26 protein-coding genes and 1 tRNA gene are annotated in these 25,710 nt (G+C 70.2%); 13 read left to right on the top strand and 14 right to left on the bottom strand.

The annotated features are described in order from the left end of the window. Positions 1–31: 31 nt before the first annotated feature. The 3 genes from FM051_RS33770 to FM051_RS33760 all read right to left on the bottom strand — a co-directional run bounded on the left by FM051_RS33770 (position 32) and on the right by FM051_RS33760 (position 2,268). Complete coding sequence (locus FM051_RS33770; protein WP_158850570.1) at positions 32–472, bottom strand: hypothetical protein; 441 nt, start codon at positions 470–472, stop codon at positions 32–34. Then, entirely contained in the window at positions 469–1,338 is an 870-nt protein-coding gene (locus tag FM051_RS33765) for a LytR/AlgR family response regulator transcription factor (protein WP_420803644.1), read from the bottom strand. The genes FM051_RS33770 and FM051_RS33765 overlap by 4 nt, the downstream gene beginning before the upstream one ends. A gap of 63 nt (positions 1,339–1,401) precedes the next feature. Beyond that, positions 1,402–2,268: a S49 family peptidase gene (locus FM051_RS33760; protein ID WP_158850566.1), complete on the bottom strand. Its 867-nt coding sequence runs from the start codon at positions 2,266–2,268 to the stop codon at positions 1,402–1,404. A gap of 53 nt (positions 2,269–2,321) precedes the next feature. Here FM051_RS33760 and FM051_RS50840 point away from each other — a divergent pair, with 53 nt between their 5' ends. Beyond that, a complete protein-coding gene (locus tag FM051_RS50840) occupies positions 2,322–2,489 on the top strand; it encodes a hypothetical protein (protein WP_202919154.1) in 168 nt (55 codons plus the stop codon). 20 nt (positions 2,490–2,509) lie between these two features. Here FM051_RS50840 and FM051_RS33755 read toward each other — a convergent pair whose 3' ends face one another. The 5 genes from FM051_RS33755 to FM051_RS33740 all read right to left on the bottom strand — a co-directional run bounded on the left by FM051_RS33755 (position 2,510) and on the right by FM051_RS33740 (position 7,143). Continuing rightward, positions 2,510–3,769 (bottom strand): sensor histidine kinase, encoded by a 1,260-nt coding sequence (locus tag FM051_RS33755; protein WP_158850743.1) that lies wholly within the window; start codon positions 3,767–3,769, stop codon positions 2,510–2,512. 174 nt (positions 3,770–3,943) lie between these two features. Next, the gene (locus FM051_RS53355; protein ID WP_274383819.1) at positions 3,944–4,066 is read right to left on the bottom strand and encodes a hypothetical protein; all 123 of its coding nucleotides are present in this window, start codon (positions 4,064–4,066) and stop codon (positions 3,944–3,946) included. Positions 4,067–4,360: 294 nt separating this feature from the next. Further along, positions 4,361–5,224, bottom strand: a complete 864-nt coding sequence (locus FM051_RS33750) for a DNA-formamidopyrimidine glycosylase family protein (protein WP_158850565.1) — start codon at positions 5,222–5,224, stop codon at positions 4,361–4,363. Positions 5,225–5,251: 27 nt separating this feature from the next. Next, positions 5,252–5,686: a DUF983 domain-containing protein gene (locus tag FM051_RS33745; protein ID WP_158850564.1), complete on the bottom strand. Its 435-nt coding sequence runs from the start codon at positions 5,684–5,686 to the stop codon at positions 5,252–5,254. A gap of 86 nt (positions 5,687–5,772) precedes the next feature. After that, the gene (locus FM051_RS33740) at positions 5,773–7,143 is read right to left on the bottom strand and encodes a sigma-70 family RNA polymerase sigma factor (protein ID WP_238412839.1); all 1,371 of its coding nucleotides are present in this window, start codon (positions 7,141–7,143) and stop codon (positions 5,773–5,775) included. Between the two features lie 206 nt (positions 7,144–7,349). Between FM051_RS33740 and FM051_RS33735 the strand changes: the two genes are divergently transcribed. The 5 genes from FM051_RS33735 to FM051_RS33715 all read left to right on the top strand — a co-directional run bounded on the left by FM051_RS33735 (position 7,350) and on the right by FM051_RS33715 (position 9,631). Next, positions 7,350–7,760: a DUF7674 family protein gene (locus tag FM051_RS33735; protein WP_158850563.1), complete on the top strand. Its 411-nt coding sequence runs from the start codon at positions 7,350–7,352 to the stop codon at positions 7,758–7,760. Between the two features lie 13 nt (positions 7,761–7,773). Further along, positions 7,774–7,846: transfer RNA gene (locus FM051_RS33730), tRNA-Gly, on the top strand. Between the two features lie 131 nt (positions 7,847–7,977). Further along, positions 7,978–8,403 (top strand): OsmC family peroxiredoxin, encoded by a 426-nt coding sequence (locus FM051_RS33725; RefSeq protein WP_158850562.1) that lies wholly within the window; start codon positions 7,978–7,980, stop codon positions 8,401–8,403. A 143-nt stretch (positions 8,404–8,546) separates the two neighbouring features. Then, positions 8,547–8,951: a hypothetical protein gene (locus FM051_RS53350; RefSeq protein WP_158850561.1), complete on the top strand. Its 405-nt coding sequence runs from the start codon at positions 8,547–8,549 to the stop codon at positions 8,949–8,951. Positions 8,952–9,109: 158 nt separating this feature from the next. Then, positions 9,110–9,631, top strand: a complete 522-nt coding sequence (locus FM051_RS33715) for a hypothetical protein (protein WP_158850560.1) — start codon at positions 9,110–9,112, stop codon at positions 9,629–9,631. Between the two features lie 138 nt (positions 9,632–9,769). On the opposite strand, the gene FM051_RS33710 is transcribed toward FM051_RS33715, so the two are convergent. Together FM051_RS33710 and msrA are read right to left on the bottom strand one after the other, a co-directional pair. Next, entirely contained in the window at positions 9,770–10,711 is a 942-nt protein-coding gene (locus FM051_RS33710; RefSeq protein WP_158850559.1) for a glycoside hydrolase family 6 protein, read from the bottom strand. 604 nt (positions 10,712–11,315) lie between these two features. After that, entirely contained in the window at positions 11,316–11,999 is a 684-nt protein-coding gene (gene msrA / locus FM051_RS33705) for a peptide-methionine (S)-S-oxide reductase MsrA (protein WP_158850557.1), read from the bottom strand. Between the two features lie 149 nt (positions 12,000–12,148). Here msrA and FM051_RS33700 point away from each other — a divergent pair, with 149 nt between their 5' ends. The 6 genes from FM051_RS33700 to FM051_RS52230 all read left to right on the top strand — a co-directional run bounded on the left by FM051_RS33700 (position 12,149) and on the right by FM051_RS52230 (position 21,573). Then, positions 12,149–13,261 carry a hypothetical protein gene (locus tag FM051_RS33700; RefSeq protein ID WP_158850555.1) on the top strand — a complete coding sequence of 371 codons (1,113 nt, stop codon included), beginning with the start codon at positions 12,149–12,151 and terminating at the stop codon, positions 13,259–13,261. Next, positions 13,254–16,979, top strand: a complete 3,726-nt coding sequence (locus tag FM051_RS33695) for an FkbM family methyltransferase (RefSeq protein WP_158850553.1) — start codon at positions 13,254–13,256, stop codon at positions 16,977–16,979. Before FM051_RS33700 ends, FM051_RS33695 begins: the two co-directional genes overlap by 8 nt. Positions 16,980–17,076: 97 nt before the next feature. After that, entirely contained in the window at positions 17,077–17,715 is a 639-nt protein-coding gene (locus FM051_RS33690; RefSeq protein ID WP_158850551.1) for a hypothetical protein, read from the top strand. After that, positions 17,708–18,676, top strand: coding sequence for a hypothetical protein (locus tag FM051_RS33685; protein WP_158850549.1), 969 nt, complete (start codon positions 17,708–17,710; stop codon positions 18,674–18,676). The genes FM051_RS33690 and FM051_RS33685 overlap by 8 nt, the downstream gene beginning before the upstream one ends. Beyond that, positions 18,673–19,776 (top strand): acyltransferase family protein, encoded by a 1,104-nt coding sequence (locus FM051_RS33680; RefSeq protein ID WP_158850547.1) that lies wholly within the window; start codon positions 18,673–18,675, stop codon positions 19,774–19,776. The genes FM051_RS33685 and FM051_RS33680 overlap by 4 nt, the downstream gene beginning before the upstream one ends. 138 nt (positions 19,777–19,914) lie before the next feature. Continuing rightward, entirely contained in the window at positions 19,915–21,573 is a 1,659-nt protein-coding gene (locus tag FM051_RS52230; RefSeq protein WP_238412838.1) for an acyltransferase family protein, read from the top strand. A gap of 265 nt (positions 21,574–21,838) precedes the next feature. Here FM051_RS52230 and FM051_RS33670 read toward each other — a convergent pair whose 3' ends face one another. After that, positions 21,839–23,131 (bottom strand): alginate O-acetyltransferase AlgX-related protein, encoded by a 1,293-nt coding sequence (locus FM051_RS33670; RefSeq protein WP_158850545.1) that lies wholly within the window; start codon positions 23,129–23,131, stop codon positions 21,839–21,841. Positions 23,132–23,495: 364 nt separating this feature from the next. Between FM051_RS33670 and FM051_RS33665 the strand changes: the two genes are divergently transcribed. Continuing rightward, positions 23,496–23,870 carry a hypothetical protein gene (locus tag FM051_RS33665; RefSeq protein WP_077010558.1) on the top strand — a complete coding sequence of 125 codons (375 nt, stop codon included), beginning with the start codon at positions 23,496–23,498 and terminating at the stop codon, positions 23,868–23,870. Between the two features lie 127 nt (positions 23,871–23,997). On the opposite strand, the gene FM051_RS33660 is transcribed toward FM051_RS33665, so the two are convergent. The 3 genes from FM051_RS33660 to FM051_RS33650 form a co-directional block, all read right to left on the bottom strand. Continuing rightward, a complete protein-coding gene (locus tag FM051_RS33660) occupies positions 23,998–24,657 on the bottom strand; it encodes a response regulator transcription factor (protein ID WP_158850543.1) in 660 nt (219 codons plus the stop codon). Further along, positions 24,554–25,456, bottom strand: coding sequence for a sensor histidine kinase (locus FM051_RS33655; RefSeq protein ID WP_158850541.1), 903 nt, complete (start codon positions 25,454–25,456; stop codon positions 24,554–24,556). Before FM051_RS33655 ends, FM051_RS33660 begins: the two co-directional genes overlap by 104 nt. A 64-nt stretch (positions 25,457–25,520) precedes the next feature. Next, complete coding sequence (locus FM051_RS33650; RefSeq protein WP_158850539.1) at positions 25,521–25,697, bottom strand: DUF397 domain-containing protein; 177 nt, start codon at positions 25,695–25,697, stop codon at positions 25,521–25,523. Between the last annotated feature and the right edge of the window lie 13 nt (positions 25,698–25,710).

The raw sequence follows: 25,710 nt of genomic DNA, 5'->3' as shown, positions 1-25,710 counted from the left end.
CCGACGAGCACGAGGCTCCACGGGTTCTGGATCACCGGTCCACCGAGTTCACGAAGTCCTGCTCATGCCTCTCGGCGAGTCTTCGGTACGTGTAGCCGACGGCGTAGCACAACGGCGCCGGCAGCAGGCCCAGCAGCAGCCACGGCAGCCGCACACCCACCAGTTGCACCTCCGACAGCGACGGCAGCAGGTAGAACGTCACCGGCAGCAGAGCGAGGAACAGCAGCGTGCCGCCGCCCAACGCCATACCCGTGCGCAACTGCGTCCGGATCAGGTCGCGGATCAGCTTCTCGCCGACGCTGGTCTGCTCCTCCAGCTCGATGATCGTGCGCAGCACCCGCCCGCGGCCACGAGGGTCCGCCAGCACCACCCGCCGGCGGCGGTTCTTGCGCACCGGCGTCGACGGCCAGGCGTCGCGTTCGGCCGGCTGCGGCTGGTCCGGTTGGCCGGGGGGGCCGGAGTGCTTGGTCATCCCCAACTGCTCTTGGGGGGACGCACGATCCGCTCCTTCAGCTCACGCGTGTGCCGCCGGCTGACCGGCAGCTCCTTCGCACCCTCACCGGAGCCGATCACCACCGCGTACCCGTTCGACGTCATCCGCAGCTCGGTCACCAGCGGCAGCGCCACCAGGAACGAGCGGTGGATGCGCACGAACCCGGCGTTCTCCCAGCGCTCCTCGAGCTGCGCCAACGGGATCCGCACCAGGTGGCTCGCGCCGTCGCTGGTGTGCAGGCGCGCGTAGTCGCCCTGCGCTTCGACGTAGCGGACGGTGGCCCTGGGCACGAGCTTGATGGTGCCACCCAGCTCGACCGGGATCACCTCGTCGTCCTGAGGTTCCGCCGCGGCCGGCTCGGGGGTGACCGCCGGTGTCGCGGCGACCCGTTCGACGACCCGCGAGATCGCCTTGTTGATCCGGTCCTCGTTGATCGGCTTGGTCACGAAGTCCAACGCGCCCACCTCGAACGCCACCACGGCCTCCGAGTGCTCGACTCCCGTGACGAACACCAACGCCGGTGGCGCGCGGAACGCGCCGAGCACGCGCGCGAGATCCGTGCCGCTCAGGCCCGGCATGTTGATGTCGGCGAACACGGCGTCGACCGGCGGTAGCCCTGCCCGGGTGCGGTCCATCACCTCGACGTCGTAGTCACCCCGGAGGATGCGCAGTGCCTCGGCCGCGTCGAAGGCCGTGAGCACGCGTCGGATGTGCGGGCTGCTTTCGAGCAGGTACTTGATCTCGCTCAGACCGGGTGCCTCGTCGTCCACCGCCAGAACGAGGAGGCCGGTGCTGTCCGTGCGAGTGTTCACTGGGGTACTCACTGTGTCGCGCATCTTGCCCATCCACCGGGGTCGCTGTCTACGCCGGTTGCCGGACGGTCGCGCGGCTGTGACCCCGCGACGACCTCACAAGCCGAATCGCGACCAGCGCGCCCGCTCCTCCAGCGCCGCCAACCCCTCAACCAAGAAGTCGCCCGATCGGGTGGTCGCGCCGGCGAGTCCGAGGCGGGCGAGCAGGGATCGGCGCGGCTCGGCGATCGCGATGTCCGCGTCCGGGTAGCGCTTGGCCACGACGCCGCGCAGCGTGCCGATGCCGTCCACCAGGCCGAGTTCGAGCGCCTTCGCCCCGGTCCACACCTCGCCGTTGAACAGCTCGTCGTCGGTGGCCTTGAGCTTGGCGCCGCGGCGCTGTTTCACCCAGTCGGCGAACTGCTCGTGGAGCTGCGCCTGGAGGCCCTTGAGCCATTCGACGTCCTCCGGCTTCTCCGGGCTGAACGGGTCGAGGCGGACCTTGTTCTCGCCCGCCGTGTACACGCGCCGCTGGACGCCGTAGCGCTCGATCAGGCCGTCGAGGCCGAAACCCGCGCTGACCACGCCGATCGAGCCGACCAGGGACGTGCCGTGCGCGTAGATCTCGTCGCCCGCGCAGGCCAGCCAGTAGCCGCCGGAGGCCGCCAGGTCCTCGCAGAACGCCAGGACCGGCACCTTCTTCTTGGCGGCCAGCTCGCGGACCCGTTCGCCGATCAGCGCGGACTGGGTCGGCGCGCCGCCGGGAGAGTTGATCAGCAGGGCGACCGCGACCAGCCGGTCGTGCTCGAACGCGCGGTTCAGCGCGCTCTCCACGTTCTGCATGTTGATGGTGTTGCGGGCCATCGGCGTCGGCGTCGGCGTGATGACGCCGTGCAGGCGGACGGCGGCCACCACGGGTCCGCGCTCGGTCCGCTCGCTGACGATCCTCGGCAGCCGGGCCGCGATCTTGTCCGTGACGCTCATGCCTCCGACCTTACGTGTGCTCGGAGGTCGAGTGGCACAGCTAACATCGAGCGGTGACGTTCAACCCGATCCGGTGGCTCGAACGCTACGTCGAGTGGTGGGACGACCGAGGCCGTCAGAACGCGGACGGCCCGACCGCCATGCACGTCTACTGGATGTGGATCTCGTGGGGCGTGTGCGCGGTCATGATGGTCACGGTGCTGGCGGTCGCCGCCGCCTGATCGTCAGCGCCCCCTGATTATCAGGCGCGGATGGCGGGCTGCTCGGTCGTGTCCTCCAGCCGCGGCGGCACGAGCGGCAGGTTGGTGCGCACGCCCCGGCTGTACTTGGGAATCTTCAGGATGATCTTCATGCCCGCGTCCGGCGCGGTTTCCACGACCAGCGCGTAATCGTCGCCGAACACCGCGCGCATCCGGTGGTTGATGTTGCCCAGGCCGACGTGCGCCCCGGTCTGGTGGGCGTCCTTCAGGTCCTCGAAGAGCCGGTCCGGGTCCATGCCGACGCCGTCGTCCTCGACCGAGATCAGCGCTTCCGCGCCGTTGTCCTCGGCGATGATCGTCAGCTCACCGCCGCCGGGCTTCTTCGCCAGCCCGTGCCGGACGGCGTTCTCCACCAGCGGCTGCAACACCAGGAACGGCAGCACGACCTGCAGCACCTCGGGCGCGATCTTCAGCCGCACGTTCAGCCTCGGCCCGTACCGCGCCTGCTCGATGGTCAGGTAGCGGTGGATGTTGGTCAGCTCGTCGGCCAGCGTGGTGAAGAAGCCGTCGGTGCGGAACGAGTAGCGGGTGAACTCGGCGAACTCCTGCAACAACTCCCGCGCGTGCCCCGGGTCGGTGCGGATCAGCGACGAGATCGTGTTCAGCGCGTTGTAGACGAAGTGCGGCGAGATCTGCGCCCGCAGCGCCCGGACCTCCGCCTGCGCCAACGCCTGCCGGGACTTCTGCAGCACCTCCAGCTCCAGCTGCGTGGAGACGAACCGCGCGGTCTCCTCGGCCATCCGGATCTGCCGCTTGTTCGCCACGCCGCTGACCACGATCAGCGTGCCGGCGACCTCGCTCTCCACCACCAGCGGCACGATCACGGCGCTGTGCAGCGAACACGGGCCGGGCAGCTCGCAGTCCAGCTTGCGGTGCTCGACGTGCTCCTTGTGCCCCTCGCCGATGGCGCGCTCGATGTAGGTGCGCAGGAACTCGTAGTGGTCGTTGGCCCCGCCGTCCCACGACAGGAGAGTGCCCTCGTGGTCGGTGATGCCGACCGCGACGCACCGCAGCATCTCCCGCAGGTGCGGGGTGGCCTTGTTCGCCGCGTCCTCGGTCAGGCCTTCGCGCAGGTCGGCCGACGCCTTCGACATGCGGTGCAGCATGTCCATCACGGCGTCCTCGACCGACGTGCTGACGCGGCGGGCACGGCACAGCATCACGAAGAGGCCCAGAACGGCCAAGGTCGCGATGAGTCCGAGCACAGCGCGCTCGGTGAAGAGGTCCAGCACGGCGTCCATGCTGTGCTGTGGTGGCTCCATAGGCAAGGGGATGGCCCTCGTGAGACGTGCACATCCGATGAATTGGGGGCAACCGTGGCAGAGCGCTTACCCAATTGGACGATCAGAAGCACTCTCGATCACGGAGAGTGGGCGCGACCCGATCACTCGGGCCGCACCCCACGGTCCCGGCGGTCACCGCGGTCGGCGCTCACCCCTCGTCAGCGCCCACCGTTCCCGGCGCGAGGTGTCGGTGACGGGGTTGTCGTCGTTGTTCTCGTCGTCGAAGTCGTGGTCCTGGTCGGGTCGTCCTTGCACCCCAGCTTCTCCATCAAATCGTCCAGCTCAGGCAGGTCGAGATCCTTCAAGACACGGCAGATCACCTCCCGCAACGTGTCGGCGATCTCGGCCTTGGGGTCCTTCTTCTCCTCCGGTGCGGCGACGGCCGTGCCGACGAGCGGCCCGCGGCGAGGGTGAGACCGGTCAGCGCCGCCGCGATACGGGTCCTCATAACTCCTCCTGGTGGTCGGTCGGACACCAGGAGGAGTTCCCCGTGACGCCGCGACCAGCCGAAGCCCACCCGGAGGTGTGAACTTCTCCAGCAGGGGTGAACTACTTCAGCAGCCGGGACATCCGCCGGTCGGCCAGCGGCTTGCCGCCGGTCTGGCACGTCGGGCAGTACTGGAACGCCTTGTCCGCGAACGACACCTCGCGCACCGTGTCACCGCACACCGGGCACGGCAGACCGGTCCGCGCGTGCACCCGCAGCCCGGACCGCTTCTCGCCCTTCAGCGTCGCCGCCGCCTGGCCCACCGACCGCGTCACCGCGTCCGTCAGCACGCCCACCAGCGCCTCGTGCAGCCGGTCCAACGCCTCCGCGGGCAGCTTCCCCGCCGTCGCGTACGGCGACAGCCGGGCCGTGTGCATGATCTCGTCGGAGTACGCGTTGCCGACGCCCGCCAGCACCGTCTGGTCCGTCAACGCGGTCTTCAGCCGCTCGGTGCGGCCCGCGAACAGGTCCTCGAGCTGGGTGCGCGTCACCGACAGCGCGTCCGGCCCGAGCCGCGCGATGCCCGGCACGTCCGCCGGGTCGTTCACGACCCACGCGGCCAGGCCCTTCTTCGTGCCCGCCTCGGTCAGGTCGAAGCCAGGCCCCTCGCCCGGCGGACCCAGGTGCACGCGCAGCGCCAACGGCCCCTTGCCCGGCTTGAGCGGCGCCGCGGACAGGTGCTCCGACCAGCGCAGCCACCCGGCCCGCGCCAGGTGCACCACCAGGTGCAGGCCGTCGCAGTCCAGGTCCAGGTGCTTGCCGAACCGGCCCGCGCCGGTCACCTCGCGACCCTGGAGATCGGTCCACGGCGGCGTGAACGTCTTCAACACCTGCAACGACGCGACGTCCACCCGGTGCACGCGCCGTCCGACGGCATGTTCGCGCAGGTGGTGGGCGAGCGCCTCGACCTCGGGGAGTTCCGGCACCGGACCAGTGTCACCCGCCGAAGGCGATCAGTCGACCGGTTGCAGCGGACCGTCCAGGTCGGGCAGCGAGTACATCTCGATCTTGCGGGCCACGTTGGCGACCTCGTTGCGCACGGTCAGGAAGCCGCGCACCGAGCCGACCCACCGCTCCGGCGGCAGTTCCTCGGTCTTCTTCGACTCGGCCGCCACCAGCCACGGCCGCCGCACCGCCCAGCGCACCGGGAAGAACAGGAACACCAGGATCAGCGCCACGATCAGCCACGCCGGCACGACGACCTCCGCCGGCGTCCACGCCACCAGCACGACGCCCATCACGATGACGATCGCGAGCATCAGCACGCCCGGACCGTAACCACCGCTCACGTCGTGCTCGAAATCGGCATCGGCCGACGGGTTGCGCCACTCGATCTGACTGCGAACCGTCCACATCCGGCCGTCAGCTCCGCGCACCAGCCGCGTCATCACCGTCTCCTCAAGACGTCGAGCGATCACTCAGCGTTTCCCACGCTACCGGCAAAGTCTTGCACCTCGTGGGTGAAAAGCCGCGGTTACGCGGGCGCGAGGCTCGGCGTCGGGCGGAACGTCACGGTCGTCGGCGTGAGGGTCCCGGCCATCCCGGCCCCCTTGGACGTCGGGGTCGTGGTGACCTCGGTGGTCGTGGGCGTCGTGGTGATCAGGAGTATCGAGCCGGACTCCGTCGTGGTGACCGGGGTCGACGTCGTGTCGACCGGCAGAGCGCGCTCTTCGGCCGGTGCGGTCGTGGTCCCGTCCGCCTGCGTGCCCGGCACGTCGGTGGACGTGGTCGGCGACGCGGACTGCGCCTCCTGCTCCGTCTTCGGGTGCACGACCTTCCCCGCGGCGGCGGACGGCGACGTCTCGCTGGTCGCCGTGCCGGTGGCGGTCGTGGTCGTGCCCAGCGCCAGCACGTTCTCGCCGGGCGCGCCGTCGGGACCGGACTGGACCAGCGCCGGACCGGGCGCGCCGGTGAACGTCCCGGCCAACACCCCGAACAACCCCACGGCGGCGGCCGAAGCGGCGGACGCGAGCACCAACTTCACCCGTCCGCTGAGCCACGCGGCCTTGCCCATCACCGCGGGCCCGACCAGCGCCGGGCTGAGCAACGCAGTCGCGGCCACCGGCACGGCGATGCTCGCCGCGTGCGCCCGCAGCGTCGAGCACACCTCGGCCAGCTCGGCGTGCAGCGCGTTGCACGAGGAGCACGTCTGGAGGTGCTTGCGGATGCGCTTCTGCTCCGCGCCCTGCGAGCCGCCCGCCGTGTACGCGCCCAGCTTCGCCACCACCGAGCTGCACGCGCGCGGCCCGGTGTCCTCGGCCAGGTGCGCCTGCAGGTACGCCGCGCGCAGCCCTTCGCGGGCACGACGGGCCAGCGCCGCCATCGCGTTCGGGGTCAGGCCGTAGCTCGGCGCGACCGCCGCCGGCCGCTCGCCCTCCACCTCGACCTGCCACAACACCGTGCGCCACCGCTCCGGCAGGCTGGTGAACGCGCGGGAGATCAGCGTGTGCTCCGGCCGGCGCGCGGTGACGTCCGGGAACGGCTCGACGCGCCGGCTCAGCTCCTCGTCCTCGACCGGCACGTCCCGCCGCCGCCCGCTCCACTCCCACGCCACGCGGCGTGCGACGGTCAGCAGGTAGGTGCGGACGTGGTCGGTCGGGCCGTTGCCCCGGCGGATCGCCTGGAGCACCCGGAAGAACGCCTCCGCGGTCAGGTCGTCGGCCTCGGCGTGTTCACGCACGTGCCGGAGGGCGAACCGGCGAACGGCGTCGGCGTGACGGGTGAACAGCTCGCCGAACGCGGCGTCGTCACCCGCTCTGACCCTGGCGAGCAGTTCCCGGTCGAAATCGGCATCTCCGGCCATCCCGCCCGGCACCTCCCGCCCCGCCTGTGGTCCAGTGGTCAAGATGCCACATTCGGCTGGTCGCGACCCGAAGTGATAGCGAGCCGATACCGAAGACCCGCCGGACGGCGTGAGCTGTTCGGCCTAATCAGCGCACCTGCCTACCGGATCAAGCCCGCTCGCGGTCGGTGACGAGCCGGTCACGGGAAGGCGTCAGGTGGTGGGCGACCGGGCGGCAGCCGCGCCGGTGACGGGTAGTCTCCTGCCGCGTGGTCGATTGGCGCACAAGGGCTTCCGCCCTCCTCCCCGAGCTGAGCGCCGTTGTCGAGCGCGAGTCCTGGTCATGTCACGTGTTCCTGGGCGAGTTGTGGCAACTCGCGCTGGAGGCGCACCGCGACGGCGACCGCGAAGTGCTCGGCCGCGTGTACGGGTTCGCGCACTGGTGCTTCCAGCAGCCGGAGCGGTTCCTGTCCGACGCGTCCGTGGTCAGCTTCTACGAGCACGTGTTCGACGAGTGGGAGCTGCGGGACGAGGTGGCGCCGTGGCTGCCCGCCGAAGTCGTCGACCGGGTCAGACCCCTGTGGGAGTGGCGCTGGTCCAAGGAGCGGTTGTCCGAGGTCGACCGGCTGCTGGCCGAACCGGGCCCCCCGGTCGAAACCCGCTTCGAGAGTGGGCTATAGTTCTTCCCAACAGGCGGATGTAGCGCAGTTGGTAGCGCATCACCTTGCCAAGGTGAGGGTCGCGAGTTCGAGTCTCGTCATCCGCTCTCCGCAAGGCCCCCGGTGTTCGCACCGGGGGCCTTTTGCACGTTGTCGGCCACTGCTTCGGGGCTCGGCGATCAGACCCCGTATAGGTTGATGCGGAAGGTTTCCTCGTCGAAGACGGAGTTGCAGACATATGGCCACCACCCGCAAGGCGACCACGCACTGGGAAGGCAACCTGCTGGAGGGCAAGGGCAGCGTCGCGCTCGAGTCGTCCGGCATCGGGACGTTCGACGTGAGCTGGCCGTCCCGGGCCGAGCAGGCGAACGGCAAGACCAGCCCGGAAGAGCTGATCGCCGCCGCGCACTCGTCCTGCTTCTCGATGGCGCTGTCGCACGGCCTGGCGCAGGCCGGCACCCCGCCGCAGCAGGTCGACACGTCGGCCGAGGTGACGTTCCAGCCCGGTACCGGCATCACCGGCATCCACCTGACCGTCACCGCGATCGTGCCCGGCCTGGACGCCGAGGGCTTCGCGGCCGCCGCCGAGAACGCCAAGAAGAACTGCCCGGTCAGCCAGGCGCTCGCGGCCACCCCGATCACGCTGACCGCCAACCTCGCGTGATCCGGTATTAATCCGGTACTGATCCGGCTCCGATCCGGTGATGGGATGACTCCGGTGCCGGTCTGATACCCCAAAGTGTCAGGCCGGTACCAGATGTCCCCAAAGATTTGACCCCAACGAGTGGGTCCGGGTACTCGTTGTGAATGCTCACGGCGTTGGGTGGTTCCCGCCGGCTCGCCTTCGGCGCCTTGATCGGTGCGGCCGTGGCCGCCCTCCTGGTGTCGCACGGTGCCGTTGTCGAGCCGCCGCAGGGCCTGCTCCCGTCGGACGGCGGTGACATCGTGGTCGTCAAGGGCAGCGAGCAACCGAGCCGGACGATCACCACGACCGGCACGACGGCGTCGAGCGCCGGCTCCGCCACCACGACCACGACGTCGTCCACCACGACCACCACGACGACGACCACGGGCACGACCACCACCACCACGGCCGCGGTGACGACCACCACCACGGCCCGGCCGACCACGACCACCACCACCCGGCGGCCCACCACCACGACGACCACGACGACCACGACCACCAGGCCCTGCGGGCTGCTCTTCTGCTGATCCCCCGGCACGGTTCATCACCCAGCGTGCTTTGGCAAGATCGAGGCGTGACGTCCAGCCAGGTGCCCACCCAGCCCCAGCGAAGCAACGACACCCCCACGGTCCGCATCCAGCCCGTCGCCGCCACGTCCGAGCCCGCTTGGCCCACCACCGAGCCGATGACCGCGACCAACCTCACCCCCGTCGCGGCCGTCACCACCAAGTTCGAACCGGTGGCCGTGCCGGTCAACGGCCAACTCCCGCTCGACACCCCGGCCGCCGCTTCGAACGGTGCAGCCAACGGCGGTGCGGTCAACGGCGGTGCAGCCAACGGCACGGTCAACGGTGCGCTCAACGGCAAACCGAACGGCGCGACCAACGGTGCGGTCAACGGCGCAGCCAACGGTGCACTGAGCGGCACGCTCAACGGCGCGCCTGCCGGCCCTGCGAACGGGGCACTCAACGGCGCAGCCAATGGCGCGCCCGCCGCCCCCGGCCAGACCGCTCCCACGACGCCCGCCGCACCCGTTACCGCAGCACCCGCAGCCGCAGCACCCCCGGCCGGCGCACCCGTTGCGGAACCGACCGATGCCCCCGCTCCCGCCGCGGCCAAGCCGACGCCGCCGGCCAAGCCGCGCACCCGGCTCCGCCGCCTCGCGCGCCGCATCGTCGGACCCACGCTGCTCACCAGGAAGGGCTGAGGGCGTCCCCCAGAGCCGAGAACCGGCGGGTCCACCGGATTTCCGCGGTCCGGGCGGGTGTCGTGGGACACCCGCCCGGCACATCAGCGGTTCAGCAAGTCGCTACCCCAGTACCCAGTGAGTCGGCACTTCAGGGCTTCAGTAGCCGAACACCAACCGGAAGGCGATCTCCGGGTCGAACTGGCCGGCGGGCGTGTTCGGCGCGGTGCCGCAGTTGCCGTCCGAGTCACCGGGGACCTTCACCCACAGCAGCATCTCGGCGCCGCCACCGGTCTGGGCGGTCGTGCCGAGCTTGCGCTGGCCGGGGTTGCACCACTCGCCGTTGGAGCCGTTGCCGTTGCGGCTCGTGTCGATGACGAACGTCTTCGCGTAGCCGGGGAGGGACCCGTTCACGGAGTTGCCGTAGGACGTCGACTCCGAGGTGGTGTGGTAGTTGGAGACGTTGATCGCGAACCCGCGGACGTTCCGCACACCGGCCGCGTCCAACCGGCCGGCCATGGTGTTCGCCGGCACCCAGCGGGCGTTTCCGGCGTCCAGGTACGCCCACGTGTTGGGCGCGCGGTCGCGGAACTGCTCGGTGGCGTAGCGGATCATCGCGTTGCGCGCGGTGACCGCCTCGGGCGTCATGCAGTTGAAGTCGGCGAGCGAGTCGGGCTCGATCACCACGACGGCCGGCCGGGTGCCGATCGCGGCGGCGAAGTTCGAGATCCAGGTCCGGTAGGCCTCGGGCGATCCCGCACCGCCACCGGAGTGCCCACCACAGGCGTCGCGGCCGGGGATGTTGTACGCGACCAGCACGGGCAGCTTGTCGGCCGCGTCGGCGGCGGCGACGTAACCGCTGACGGCCGACCGGACGTCACCGCTCCAGCTGCCGAACCATCTGGCCATCGGCTTGGTGGAGATGGACGCCCGGATGTCTGGCATGCGGCCGTCGGTGGGGTGCTCGCGCACCCACACGGCGGGGTTGGAGTTGGGGTCGACGTAGAAACCGCTGGTCATCCCGATCGGGCTGGCGGCATTTGCCTGGCCCGGGACGACCAGTGCTGCGAGCAGGGCGAGCACTGTCGCGGTCACGCGCATTGACGATCCTCTCAGTTACCGGGAACAAGCGGGAACGTGCCGACTCATATAACCAGTTCCGTCAATGCACCGAATTCGACAGTCGTCCAAATGCCCTGCTACGGACGCTGCGACGAGGACTGCCCCACCTCCGACATCGGCGTAGGGAACCAGACCGCGCGTGCACGCCTTCGGGAACTCGGCAACCACCGCACCGATTAATTTCCCCAGTCGATTACCAATATTCCCGATGTGGGCGTTGAGATATTGTCGGAGATAACCTCAGAATTCCGACCGAGCCGCGCAGAGCGATCACGACGACGAGGTGGTCGCCAGTCGGGCGCAACCAGGTGACGGCAGCAGCCGACCCGCCCTGGCCCGGACCCGATCACCGCAGGTCCGCTGTGGACCACCCCGGGGCGAGCCCTCGGGAATTCCTAACACAGTGATAGCGAATCCGGTTTCCAATCCACCGAACGCGACGACGGCAGAACGGAGCTTTCATCACATTCGCGTGCCGGGCGCGGGAGGACCGCCGTGCAGACGGAGGAGAACTCACCCGGCAGGCGTTTCCGCAGCTCTCGTTGCGGGACTCCGAAGCAGATGTCGTCTGCCTACGGGTCGGTCACTCCCCGCTCGGGTTCAGGCCGCTCAGGTTCAAACCCACCGGACAGGAGACGCCGGTGCCCGCGACACCGCAGTAGCCGTTCGGGTTCTTGGCGTCCGAGAGGTACTGCTGGTGGTAGTCCTCGGCGTAGTAGAAATCGCGCAGGGGCGCGATCTCGGTCGTGATCTCGCCGAGGCGGGCGTCGTTCAGCGCCTCCTGGTAGACCTTCCGGCTCGTTTCCGCGATCAGCCGCTGGTCGTCCGACGTCCAGTAGACCGCCGACCGGTACTGGGTGCCCAGGTCGTTGCCCTGGCGCATGCCCTGCGTCGGGTCGTGGCCCTGCCAGAACACGCGCATCAGGTCCTCGTACGACACGACCGCCGGGTCGTAGGCCACGAGCACGACCTCCGTGTGCCCGGTCAGGCCGGAGCACACCTCTTCATACGTCGGGTTGGGGGTGTGACCGCCCGCATACCCGGCCGCCGTGGTGTGGACGCCGTCGGTCCGCCAGAAGATCCGCTCCACGCCCCAGAAGCACCCCATGCCGAAGACGGCCGTCTCCAGCCCCTCGGGGAACGGGGGCTTGATGCCGCGGTCGGTGAACACCGCGTGGCGGTCGGGCACGTCCAGCGGTTCGGCTCGGCCCGGCAGGGCGTCGGCTGGAGTGATCAGCTGCGTTTTGTCACGTCCGAACCAGGCCATGACCCCAATCTACGTGCTGTTCGGGCGGCCCGCGGCGACCGGAGGAACCAACCGCCGGCAACGACCGCATCACAAGTGCCGGATGCCGTCACCGCCCACGGGACCATAAGCAACAATGGCGCTCGCGCGGCAACCCCTGGAGGAGCGGAATGTCCTGGCAAGAGGACCTGGCAGAGTTGGACCGCACATTGGCGGAGGGTCGGATCAGTGCCGACGACTACCGCCGTCGCCGGGATGAGCTCCTCGCCGCCGCCTCCGGTGGCGCCCCGGCCGCGCCCAGCACGCCGAACAGCGGCCCGTTCGCGGCGCCGGTCCGGTGGGACGCGGTGCCGCCGTCGTCGCAGCAGAACCCGGACGCCACCCAGATCGTGACGCCCGGCGCGCAGCAGCAGCAGCAGAACCCGGACAGGACGCAGGTCGTGAGCCAGCGCCCGGCGGACGCCGACCGCACCCAGTACGTGACCCCGGTCGCGCACCCGCAGAACCAGATGCCCCCGCAGCAGCAGGGCGGCTGGCAGTCCGGCCCGCCGTCCAGCTCGCCGCCGTGGGGCGGGGACAGCTACAGCCCGGTGGGCGACGCCAACCCGAGCTGGATCGCGCAGGGCCCCGAGGTCTTCGACGAGAGCGGCGGCGGCAAGGGCAAGGTCATCGGCATCGTCGTGGCCGTCGTCCTGCTCGCGGGCATCGCGTTCGGCGCCTACTGGATCTGGGGTCGCGGCGACTCGACCACGGCCGGCGGCACCACGACGCAGGCGCCCGCGTCCACGACCAGCACCACCCCGAGCGCGCCGCCGGACCCGCTGCCGGTCGGCGAGATCCCCGGCAAGGTCAGCACGAACAAGGCGGTGACCGAGTTCACCGCGGTCCCCGGCCTCAAGTACCTGCTGGAGTCGGAGAGCGCGCTCTACACGACGGCCGGCGCCTCCAAGACCAAGCTGGCCCAGTTCACCCTGGACGACGGCTCGCAGGGCGTCATCCTGATCGTGCAGGGCACGGACGCCACGGCCGCCGCCGCTGCCGCGCTCGGCCTGCACAACACCCAGCTCAACAACGGCATGACGCAGATCACGGACGGCCCGGCCGGCGTGATGGCGGGCCAGCTCGACGCGAAGGGCGCGGACAAGGCCCGGGTCCGCGGCCACTACAGCAGCAAGGACCTGATCATCCGCGTCGACGTCGCGGCGCCCACGCTCGCCGCCGCCCGCAAGGGTTTCGACGAGGCGCTGACCGCCCAGCTCGAGGTGCTGCCCGCAGATGGCTGATCGAAACAACGACGGCGGTGCCGTGACCGCGTGCACCGTCGTCGCTCGTAACTACATGCCCGCGGCACGCGTCCTCGCCGCGTCCTACCTGAAGCACCACCCCGGTCACGAGTTCGTGATCGCGGTGATCGACGCGCCGCGCGGCTCGGGTGAGCGGCAGGGCGGGTTGCGCACGGTCGGCCCGGAGGCCACCGGTATCGACGCGGACGACTACCTGCGCATGGCCACGGCCTACAACGTCACCGAGCTGGCGACCGCGGTGAAGCCGTACCTGCTGCGGGAGCTGCGCGCGCAGTCCGACGTGGTGATCTACCTGGACCCGGACATCGAGGTCTTCGCCCCGATGCCGGAGCTGGAGGAACTGGCGCTGGCGCACGGCATCGTGCTCACGCCGCACTTCCTGAACCCGCTGCCGCGTGACGGCAAGGACCCGAGCGAAGCCGCGATCATGGGCGCCGGGATCTTCAACCTCGGTTTCGTGGCCACCGGTCCCGGTTCCGGGCCGTTCCTGGACTTCTGGGCCGAACGGCTGCGCCACGACGCGATCGTGGCGCCGGAGCGGCAGCTGTTCACCGACCAGCGGTGGGTGGACCAGGTGCCCGCGCTGTTCGGCAACCACGTGCTGCGCGACCCCGGTTTCAACGTCGCCTACTGGAACATCCACGAACGCCCGGTCGAACGCGACGCGGACGGCGTGCTCACCGCGGGCGGCCACCCGCTGCGGTTCTTCCACTACAGCGGCTACCGGCCGGAGCACCCGTGGCTGCTGTCGTCCCACACGCCGAACCGGCCGCGCGTGGTGCTGTCGCAGCACCCGACGGTCCGCGAGCTGTGCGACGGCTACCGCGTTTCCCTGCAGGGCAACGGTTACGCCGAGACGCTGGAGTCGATCCCGTACGGCTTCGCGGAGATGGCCGACGGCACGAAGATCAGCTCGGCCATGCGCTCCATGTACCGGGACGCGTGGGTGAAAGCCGAGCGCAAGGGCACCGCCGCCGGAGCCGGTGATCGGGCAGCGGTCGCGCCCCCGCACGCCTTCGGTTCCGACGGTGGCGCGGCGCTGCGCCGGTGGCTCGCCGGTCCGCCGGACGACGCACCCGTCGGCTCCACGATGAGCCGTCTCGTGCACGCGGTGTGGGAGTCGCGTGCCGACCTGAAGACCGCGTTCCCGCTGCCGCACAGCCGGGACGCCGCGCCGTTCCGCGCGTGGTGCGAGGGTTCCGGTGTGACGGAGGCGGCGCTGCCGTCGTGGGCGCTGCCCGCCGAGCCGGTCGAGCTGTCCGAGCCGTCGGACGCGTTCGGCGTCAACGTGATCGGCTACCTGACCGCCGAGCTGGGCGTCGGTGAGCTGGCCCGGCTGGTGCACGACGCGATCCGCGAGTCCGGTGTGCCGGTCGTCTCGGTGGTCGAGGACCGGTTGGTGGCCAACCGCACGGACCTGGCCAAGCCGGGCACGGTCGGCGACCCGAGGTTCCCGGTCAGCCTGCTGTCCGTGAACGCCGACCAGACGCGCGCGGTGCTGGACCGCCAGCCGCAGGTCGGCCACCACCGCTACCGGATCGGCCTGTGGGCGTGGGAGCTGGAGGAGTTCCCCGGCGAGCTGCACCACGCGTTCGACCTGGTCGACGAGGTGTGGACGATCAGCGAGTTCTGCCGGGACGCCATCGCCAAGCACACGTCGATCCCGGTGAAGGCGGTCCCGCTGCCGGTGCGCGACCCCGGCGTGGTGGCCCGGCCGGAGCGCCGTCCCGGTGACCCGGTGCAGTTCCTGTTCGCGTTCGACTTCAACAGCATCGGGCAGCGGAAGAACCCGTGGGGCCTGGTCGATGCGTTCCAGCGGGCCTTCGAGGGCCGCGACGACGTGCGACTGGTCCTCAAGGCGATCAACGGCGACAAGAACTCGCGCGTGGCCGAGCGGCTGCGGGTGAAGGCCATGGACGACCCGCGGATCGAGCTGGTCGAGCGCTACTTGTCCCTGCGGGAGCTGGACGACCTGTACGCGGCGAGCAACTGCTACGTGTCGCTGCACCGCAGCGAGGGCTTCGGCCTCACCGTGGCCGAGGCGATGGCGCGGGCCATGCCGGTGATCTCCACCGACTACTCCAGCACGACGGAGTTCCTGGACGACAAGACCGGTTGGCCGGTGCCGTACCGGTTGGTGCCGGTCGGTCCGGGCAACCACCCGTACCCGGCGGACGCGATCTGGGCCGACCCGGACCTGGACGCCGCCGCGGCCGCCATGCGCGAGGTCGCGGACAACCCGGCCGAGGCCGCCCGCCGCGGTCGCGCCGCACGTGAGCACATCCTGCGCACCCGGTCCATGACGAGGGCCGCCGCGTGGATGGGCGAGCAGCTGCGCGCGGCGCACGAGAGCTGGAAGGGCAGCGGCGGCGCCGGTTACCGGGCCGAACTGCCCGGCGCGGACCTGCTGCGGCCGTTGCGCGAGTCCAAGCAGGCGCTGCTGTGGCGGGCCGAGGCGGGCGCACCGTCGCGCACGCCGCTCGCACCCGCCATGCGGCGGGCCGTGCTGCGCGCCATCGACCACTACGACGTGCACCAGCGCCGGGTGATGGGCACGCTCGTCGGCGGCGTCGAGGACACGTTGAACGGCGTGGTCGCGCGGCTGGAAGCGGTCGAGGCGAACGTCGAGTCGACGCGCTGGGTGAGCGAGGGCCTGAAGAACCGCCTCGCCGCCATCCCGGACGAGGTGCGGTCCGCCGTACAGGACGACGTCCAGGCCGCCGTGCGGGACAGCGCGACGAGCCTGGAGAAGCAGCTCGACACCAGCCTGGAGCGGGTGTGGTCGCGGCTGGACGGCGAGGCGCGCACCACGTTCGACCGGTTCGTCGAACGCGACCAGCGCCTGGACACCGACGAGCGGCGGATCACCGAGCTGGTCAAGCACCTGTCCGCGGTGCAGGACACGGCCCGGCTGCGGCACGCGCCGGTGCCTCCCGGCGCGGAAGTGGTGGTGTGCGACGCGGGCGCGTTGCTGATGCCCGTCGACCGCGTCATGCTGCCGTGGCTGGCCTACCACCGGTCGTGGGAGGTCGAGGAGGCCGAACTGATGGCCGGGCTCGTCGGCGACGGCACGTTCCTCGACGTCGGCGCGCACGTGGGCTACCACACGCTGCGGCTGCTCCAGCAGACCAACGGCGTCGCGTCGGTGGTCGCGGTGGAGGCCAACCCGGTCAACGCCGACTACCTGCGCCGCAACGTCGTCGCGAACCTCGGCCCCGAGGGCGCGGAGATCGTCGAGGTGCTGCCGATGGCGGCGTGGGACGAGGACGGCAGCATCCGCCTCGCGCAGGCCGAGGACGGCAACAGCGGCGACTACCGGGCGCACGACATGTCCGACGAGCGGGCGGGCGGCGTGGTGATCCCCGCGGTCCGGCTCGACGGCAGGCCCGAGGTGGTCGACCGCAGGATCACGCTGGTGAAGGTCGACCTCCAGGGCCGCGACCACCGCGCGCTCGCCGGGCTGACCGCCGTGCTGGAACGGGACCGCCCGCACGTGGTGTGCGAGTTCAGCCCCGGCCCGATCGTCGAACTCGGCGACGACCCGGCCCAGGTGCTCCTCGGCTACCGCAAGCTCGGCTACGCGCCGGTGCCGCTGGGCGCCGACGCGGACGGTGAGCCGACCGACGACGAGTTGGTGAAGCAGGCCGAGTCGGCCGACACGGGCTTCATCACACTGTGGCTTAGGCCTCTGGGCTGAGCTTCCGCTGTGACATGTAGGGGTCGTCCTGCGACACTCGAGCCCGATTCCGGTTGAGGGCTGGTTGAGGGCTCGAGTGTGTGGGGGTAGGCGCCGCGTGAGTGAAGTACCGACGCGCACCTCCGTGCTCGGCACCCTGGTCGTCATCGGTGTGCTCGCGGCCGTCGCCTTCGGGGCGTGGAGCCTGTGGGGCGGCCAGCCGCTGCCGGCCAGCGCCCGCAACGTGCCGCCGACGGGTGAGGCGGGCCGGTTGGCCGCCGACCCGTTGGCGCTCGCGGACTTCGACGCGGGCACCGAGTCCTACGACCACGTGCGCGCGTTCTCGGACCTGCTGGCGCTCAAGTTCCTCAACGACTCCGAGGTGGCCGCCTACAACCAGGAGGGCGCGGGTGCGGCGCGGTTGACCGTGTCGTCGAAGCGGCCCGAGGGCCAGGTGCTCGTCGCGGTGGTCCGGATGGCCGACCGGGACGCCGCGCTGCGCGCCGCCGACCGGTTGGACGCGTTCCAGTTCGCGCTCAGCCTGACTCGTCACCCGCCCGAGCAAGGCGTCACACGGGTGGCGCAGACGGCCGTGCGGCCGGACCGCGATCCCGCGGCGCGGGCCACGGTCCGCGCCCACTACGTGCACGGCGACCTGCTGGTGCGGGTCCAGCTGAACGCCAAGTCGGTCGACCTCATGTCCCGGTTCGGGCCGATCCTGGCCGCGCAGTTGAAGGTGCTGCCCGCCGATGGCTGAGACCGCGACGCCCGTCGAAGCGGGCGGCACGACCCTGCCCGGTGTGCGCGTGGTGACCGCCGCCGCCGTGTGCCTGCTCGCCTACAGCTACCTGTTCGGCCTGTGGCCGAGCCGGCACGGGTACCCGGCCGACGCGATCGTCGCGGTCCGGAGCTGGGTCAACCAGCCGACCGGGCTGGGCGAGGACTTCGGTTTCCTCGGCACGGCTCTGCTGCTCATGGCCGCCGGGCACGCGATCGCCGGCGTCGACCGGTGGTCGGTGGCGGCCCGGCTGCTGCGCCGGGTCGTGCCGGCGGTGGTGTGCGCGGTGGCGGTGGGTGCGCTGCTCCTGCTGGCCGGCGCGGAGCCGTTGACGGACGCGGCGGTGACGACACCGGTCGCGGCGGTCGTGTTGGCGGTGCTGCTGGTGGTCGGGCTGCGGCCGTTGGAGCGGAGCGCGCCGTGGGTCGCGGTGCTCGTGCAGCTGGAGATCATCTGTGTGCTGGTGATGGTCGGAGGTTGGGCGACCGACGCGGGCGGGCCGGATGTGTTGCGGCTGCTCGGGTTGGTCGCCGGGCTCGGGCCGTTGATCGCGCTCGGCCAGGTGGCCTGGCTGGTGCGCGCCGGGCGGTTGACGGCGGCGCACGGCGTCGGGCTCGGCTTTGTCGCGGTGGCGCTGCTGGTGGTGGCCGACCGGATGGCGCCCGAACTGGCCGGGTACTGGCACCCGCTCGGCGGCGTGCTCGCGCTGCTGGTGTTCCTGATCGCGCTGCCGCGCGGCGCGGCGATCGCGGCGACCCGGCCGGTGCGCTGGCTGAGCAGCCGGGCGGTGCCGCTGTACGTGTTCATCCCGGTTGTCGGGTACGCGGTGACCGGTGTGCTGGCCCAGGGCGTTCCGCTGGTGCTCGCCCTGCTGGTCGGGACGCTGTGCGCGGGCGCGGCGGCGGAAGGCCTGCACCGGGGTCTGGAGAAGGTGGCATGACGGCGACCACGCTGGAACGGCCCGAGGTCGCCGCCAAGGGCACCGGCTACCTGCACGGGCTCGACCTGCTGCGGGTCGTCGCGTCGTGCGCGGTCGTGCTCACGCACCTGGTCGCCTGGTTCGCGTTGAACCAGCAGGAGTTCTGGCTGGCGACCGCGGTGGAACGCGGCGTCGTCGAGCCGCTGCACCTCAACCCGCGCCTGTCGTTCTTCGGCGTCGCGCTGTTCCTGGTGGTCAGCGGCGTCGTGGTGACGCACGTGGCGAACCGTGAACGCCCGGTGCAGTTCCTCCGCCGCCGCGTGGTGCGGCTCGTGCCGCTGCTGTGGGTCGTCACGATCATCGTGTGGATCCTGATCAACCTCGGGTTCCGGGTGTCCTCGGCCCGCGAGAGCGACCTGAGTGTCGGTGACCTGATCAGCGGCATGTTCCTGGTCAACTTCTTCCAGACGCCGCAGGTCGCGCTGGTCGCGGTGACGTGGACGCTGCAGGTGCAGATCGTCTTCTACTGCTACGTCGCGCTGACCATCCCGATCCTGCGCAAGCGCCCGTGGATCCCGCCGCTGGCCCTCGCGCCGCTGTGCTTCACCGTGCTGCTGCTCACCAGGGGCGCGGACACGGTCATGGGCCGCATGCTCGGCGAGTTCGGCGTGTACCTGTCGGTGCTGTGCATCGGGCAGCTGATCTCGCTGGTGCACTCCGGCAAGGTGCACCCGGTCGCGGGCACGGCCATCGGCTCGGTGCACTTCATGCTGTTCGTCTGGCAGGACAAGGTCGGCGGCTACACGTTCCAGGGCGACGCGGTGCCGCGCACGCTGCTGTTCGCCGTGCTGCTGACCGTGCTGCTGGTGTCCGCGAGCGGGCCGGTGAGCCGGTCGGCGTTCATCCGCGGCTGGGCGAAGCGGACGTACGCGATCTACCTGGTGCACCTGAGCGCGATGTACCCCCTGTACGACACCCTGATGCCCCACCTGGACCGCACCCTGGTGGCGGTGATGGGGCTGGTGATGACCGCGTTGGCGGCGGAAGTGCTGCACCGTCTGGTCGAGATGCCCGCCAACCGGGCCATCCGCAGGTGGGAGCGGCGCGAGCGAACGGGTTAGTCGAGTTGAGTCACAACGAGGACACGAACGACGACCGTTCGTTACCATACGCCCGGAACTGGCGGTTATTGGCTGGCGGTTATTGGAAGGGTAGAGCCCCTGGACGGCCGGAGTTCAGCGACCGGGCGGGAGCCCGGCGTGAAGACCCGCATCGCGTTCATCGACATCGGCCGCGGGCTCGCCGCGCTGCTGGTTTTCTACAGCCACCTGGCTGAGCAGTGGGTCGCCAAGCGCGAGGTGGGTCCGACGCCCGTCGTCGACTTCGTCGACGGGCTGACCAGTGATCCGATGCACATGGGGCTCCAGGGCATCGGTCAGGTCGCGGTGCCGTTCTTCTTCCTGGTCAGCGGGTACGTGGTGACGCCGGTCGCGCTGCGCCAGGGCGCCCGCGGGTTCGGCCTCAACCGCTTGGTGCGGGTGTACGTGCCGATGACGTTCGTCGTGCTGCTGACGGCGGGCGTGATCCTGCTCGGCGTCGACTCGCTGGCGGGCAGCAAGGAACCGATCGTCACGTGGTGGACCGTGATCACCAACGCGCTGGTGATCAACTACCTGATGGTGCCGCAGATCGTGCTGGTCGGCGTGGCGTGGACGCTCGTGGTCGAGATCATCTTCTACATGCTGCTCATCGCGCTGCTGCCGGTGCTGCGGCGCATGCCGTGGATGGCCATCTCGATCCAGCTGGTCTTCATCTTCGTGGTGATGATGAGCGCCCGTCAGTTCGGCGCGTCGTGGTTCCTGTTCGCGGTGAACGTGTCGTACCTGGTGATCCCGCTCATCGGCCAGATCATCTGGGCGACGACGACCAAGCAGGTGCCGCTGTGGCTGGGCGGGGTGTTCGTCGGTCTGGCCTGGTCTCTGTACGTGTTGGCGGAGCACCGGGACTTCGGGCGCGGGGACACGTCGTACAACCTGGCGCTGGCGTTCGCGGTGCTGTGCTTCCTGATGGGGATGTTCGCCGAGCCCCGGCTGGTGGAGCGGCGGATCTGGGTGGGGTTGTCGGAGCGCAGCTACTCGATCTACCTGCTGCACGGCGTGGTCGGGTTCGCGGTGCTCGACCTGCTGCGACCGGCGGTGCCGCTGTTCGCGGCCATGCCGATCGCGGTGGCGGTGACGTTCGGCGTGGTGGAGCTGAGCTACCGGTACGTGGAGAAGCCGAGCCACGTCCTGGCGCGCCGCCTGGCCCGCCGTGCCGCCCCGAAGCCGGCCCCCGAGCCCGTCGAGCCGGAGGCGGAGGTGGACGCCGAGCTGGAAGCCGAAGTCGAGGCCGCGATGGGCCCGGACGTCGACCCCGACCTGGAGCCGTCGGACGACGACTGGGACGACAGCTGGGACGACGAGCAGGACGACGACCTCGACGACGCCCCCTCGCCCCAGCGCCCAACCGCCGGCGAAGAGACGACCACCGCCATCCCGGTGATCCGAGCAGCCCTGCCCCAACCCCGCCCAACCGGCCCCCAACCCCGGCCAACCGGCCCCCAACCCCGGCCAACCGCCTCCCAACCCCGGCCAAACGCCCCCCAACCCCGGTCGGACGTGCCGCCACCACGCACCCGCCGCCCCATGCCGCTCCCACCACCCCCGCCACAGCCCGCCCCCGCGCGCACTCCCGCCCCCGCACCCCCGCCACCACCCGAAGAGCTGACCCAACACATCCCAGTGGTCAACGACGAAGACGAACCGAACGGCACCGAACCACCCCGCCGCCGCAGACGCCTGGAAGACAGCGGCACCGCCGTAACCGTCGCCTCCCTACTCGCCGACCACGCCCGCGAACGCAACCCCCACCACCCCTGACCCCAACTCCCCGCGAGAGTCGAACCTCCAGGTAGCGAGAGTCGAACGCTCAAGTGCCGTGAGTTCAACACTCAGGAGCGCGCGACCGAAACCTGAGCGTTGAACTCGGCCTCCCCGAGTGTTCGACTCTCGGCATGCGAACGTTCGACTCTCGCGAGAGTCCTACGTTCAGAACGCGTGTGTCCTACGTTCGCGGTGGGTGTGTCCTACGTTCAGGACACCCGAGTTGAACGTTCGGGAGGTGCGGGTCGGCCGGCTGGACCGGTCAGCGGGGGGCCTTGGCCAGTTCCTCGGCGATGGCGTCGATGACCTTGGTGTCGAGCATCGGGTTGATGCCGCCGACCAGGTTGCGCTCGGCCGCCTCCAGGATCACGACGTCGTTGGCCGCGAGCATCCGGCCGACCGCGTGTGCATCGGCCACGGCACCGTCCACGTGCTGCAACGTGATGTCGCTGAACCCCGCCACCACGTACTGCGCGACGTAGAACAGGAACGAGTCGCCCAGCATGGCCACCTTGGCGTTCACCACGCCCTCGGCCGCCGGCTGGGTGAACCGCTGCGGCTGCTTCGAATCACCATTCACCGCACGGCTGCGCACCGTGGACCCGTCCGGCTTGACCTCGTACGCCTGGAGCTGTTCCTTCTCCACCCGCCCGAGCAACGGCGCCAGGTCGCCCTGCCGCTCCACCTTCGACGACGGATCGACCTTCCAGCTCCCGGTCCCGCCCGGCTTGACGGCCTCCGCCACCCCACGCGCCATCACCAGACCACCGGCGTGCGTCCAGTGGCTGTCGTACTTCGTGTACACCGGCGCGCCGACCTGCTTCGCCGCCTCACGCATCCCCGAACGCACGTCGAGCGCGCCGGTCTTGCTCACGACCCGGTCCCAGAAGTACTCGCTCGCCCGCTCGAAGCAGACCTTCCCGTAGTACCGCGACGGCAGGTACTCGGGCATCATCGTGCTCTTGTTCGGCGCGATGGTCAGCACGAACTGCCGACCGGACGCCTCCACCACCTGCCGCAGCCGCGCCAGCCGGTTGAACACCTCGTCGGTCTTCAACGTCGGCTCGCACGCGTCCTCGATGTCGAACCCGAGGTAGAGCCAGTCGTCCTTGCCCTCCAGCGCCCGCACGTACGCGGTCGGCTCGGGCTGGTCGAGCGACGGGTCCTTCGGCGGCAGCGGGATCGGGCCGCCCGGCGTGCCCTGCGGGGGCTGGGTGACGACCGGCGGACGTTCGCCGAACAGGCCGAGGCTGATGCCGCCGGCCGCGGCGACCGCCTTGTCCCGGAACGGGATGTGGTCGTTGGCCCACGAGTTGAGCCCGGTGAAGAAGCCCCAGCCGTCGGTGATCGACGGGAACGCGGCGAGCTTGCGGTTCTCGAACTCCGCCGGCCGCACGCCGACGATGAGCAGCAGGGCCGGCGCGCAGAGGAAGAGGACGGCGAGGGTCAGCGCGGTGCGCTGGCGGCTGCTGTGCCGAGGCCGGTAGAGGGCGTGCTCGCGGGGAAGCAACGACTCGGGCACCGCCGGGAGGCTCTTGGGCGGGTCGATGCTCACGCCGGACAGCGTAGCCGGCGGACGAGTCACCTGTTCGAGGTTCACCTCAAGGTGGGGATTCACGAGGTGTGGCGAGTGCAACCCAGCACGCGTGGTGGACGTCTTCATGGTGACAAGGCACGCGACGCACCGGAGGAACGGGATGTGGCCCACTGTGAGTCTGGTCACTTTGGGGGCACTGGCGTTTTTAGTGCGAACCGTTCGGGTCCTGCGATCCGTATCGAAATCCGACGGTGGCGAGCCGCGTATTGAGACCGCCCCGCCGGTCTAGTCCCTATGGTGGCTTGTCCACTTGCCGTACGATCATTTCCGGGTCGAACGGGCCTGTGCCTGATGGGGACCTCAGAACAGAGGTAGGTGCGTCATGGATCTCGCACTCAGCAAGGTCATCGAGCTGCGCGAAAGCGGCTTCCAGTTCCTCCACCTCCGGGACGAGGACGGGCAGCTCGACCGCATCATGGCGTTCAAGCAGCGCAGAGGGTTCATCGACTCGATCCTGTTCTGGTCCGAGACCGAGGCCCGCGCGGGCCGGTTGCCGGCCGTCCGGGACAGCCAGCGCGCCGCCCAGGCCGTGTGGATTTACGAAGGACCGCTGGTCGAAGCCGTGGACCGGCTGCTCGACCTGCCGGAGCCCGGCACGCGCAACGCGCCGTCGTTGATGAAGCGGACGGCATCGGACCTCGCGGTCGTGACGACGCTGCCGTTCAAGCTGAAGATCCCGCCGGGCGCTATCGCCTAGACACGTGCCGTTAACGTCACCCGCCGCACACATAATGCGGCGGGTATCGGCGTTTGGTCACTGTCCGTAATTTTTGTCAGTTTTCGCAATGTTTCGTTGATGCCAATCCGTGTTCAACCGTGAATATTCACCCTCGCTTCGGGGAGACCAATCCTGATTCGTAGGCGAGCACCACGAGTTGTGCCCGGTCCCGCGCACCGAGCTTCGTCATGACGCGACTGACGTGAGTACGCGATGTCGCCGGACTGATCACCAGGTGCTCGGCGATCTCCTCGTTCGACATACCGGCGGCCACGAGAGCCAGGATCTCGCGCTCGCGCGCGGTCAGCTCGCGGAGGGCCTTCGGGTCCGGACGGCGGTGCTCCGGTCGGTTCGCGAACTCCTCGATCAACTTCCGGGTGACACTCGGTGCGAGGAGTGCCTCACCCTCCGCGACCACGGTGAGGGCGTGCAGCAGCTCGACCGGGTCGGTGTCCTTGAGCAGGAAACCGGACGCGCCGCTGCGCAACGCCTCGAAGACGTACTCGTCCACGTTGAAGGTCGTCAGGACGAGGACCTTCACGTCCGGCAGCTCGGCGCAGATCTGCCGGGTGGCGACGAGACCGTCGGTCCCCGGCATCCGGATGTCCATCACGACGACGTCCGGCCGGTGCTCGTGGGCCTGCCGAACGGCCTCCGCACCGTCACCGGCCTCGCCGACGACCTCGAACCCGTCCTCGGTGTCGAGCAGCAGGCGGAAACCCGCGCGCACCAACGCCTGATCGTCGGCCAGCACCACCCTGATCACCACGAACCTCCCACGGTAGGACTGCCCTGACTGTGAAGCCCTGGGGTGACGGTCCCGCTTCCAGCGTGCCGCCGAGCGCTTCCACCCGTTCCCGCATACCCCGGATGCCGGTGCCCGCGCCCTGCGGCGGCTGGTCGCCGTCGTCGGCGCCGTCGTCGGTGATGGTGAGGACCAGGGCGTCCTCGGTCTGCTCGAACGAGATGACGATCTCGGACGCGTTCGGCGCGTACCGCATCGCGTTGGTCAACGCCTCCTGCACCACCCGGTACGCGGCGGCGTCGACCGAGGCCGGCAGCGTGCCCGGCGTGCCGACGACCCTCGCGTGCGGCACCGGTTTCACCAGCTCGTCGAGCCGGTCCAGGCTCGGCACCGGCGTGGTGCCCTCCCCGGTTCGCAGCACGCCGAGGGTCGCCCGCAGGTCGTCCAACGCGTGGCCGCTGGCTTCTTTGATCGCCTTGAGGGCTTTGACGGCCTCTTCGGGACGGCGGTCTGCGACGTGCGCGGCGACGCCGGCCTGGACGTTGATCATGGCGAGGCTGTGCGCGACGACGTCGTGGACCTCACGCGCGATCCGCAGCCGTTCTTCTTCCACCTGGCGGCTCCGCTGTTCGACGACCCGGGTGCGGCGCAGGGAGAGCACGGCGATGGCGGGTGCGGCGATCAGCGGACCCCAGTGGCCGGTGATGTAGTAGAGCCAGGTGGACGCCCCGGTCACCGCGATGACGGCGACGGGGAAGCGCTTGCGCCAGATCAGCGGCACGAACGTCGCCGCGAACCAGACCCACGCCAACCACGCCATGGGATGACGGTACGGGAGTCCGGCGCAGGTCAGCGTCGGCTCAAAGGCGGTTCACGCCCGTACGTCAGCTGTCGTACGCACCGTTCTTGACCGCCGCCAGGAAGCCCGCCCAATCGGGGAGCGCCACGGTGGCCCCGCCAGGGTTCTTCGAGTCGCGGACCCGCGCCGAGCGGCCCGCCAGGGCGACCTCCACACAGTTGCCGTTGCCGCCTCCGTTGCTACGGCTGCTCTTGCGCCACACGGTGACACCTCGA

The sequence above is a fragment of the Saccharothrix deserti genome, from assembly GCF_009769385.1.
Classification (GTDB): domain Bacteria; phylum Actinomycetota; class Actinomycetes; order Mycobacteriales; family Pseudonocardiaceae; genus Actinosynnema; species Actinosynnema deserti.
This window is presented reverse-complemented; position numbering and strand designations above follow the sequence as displayed.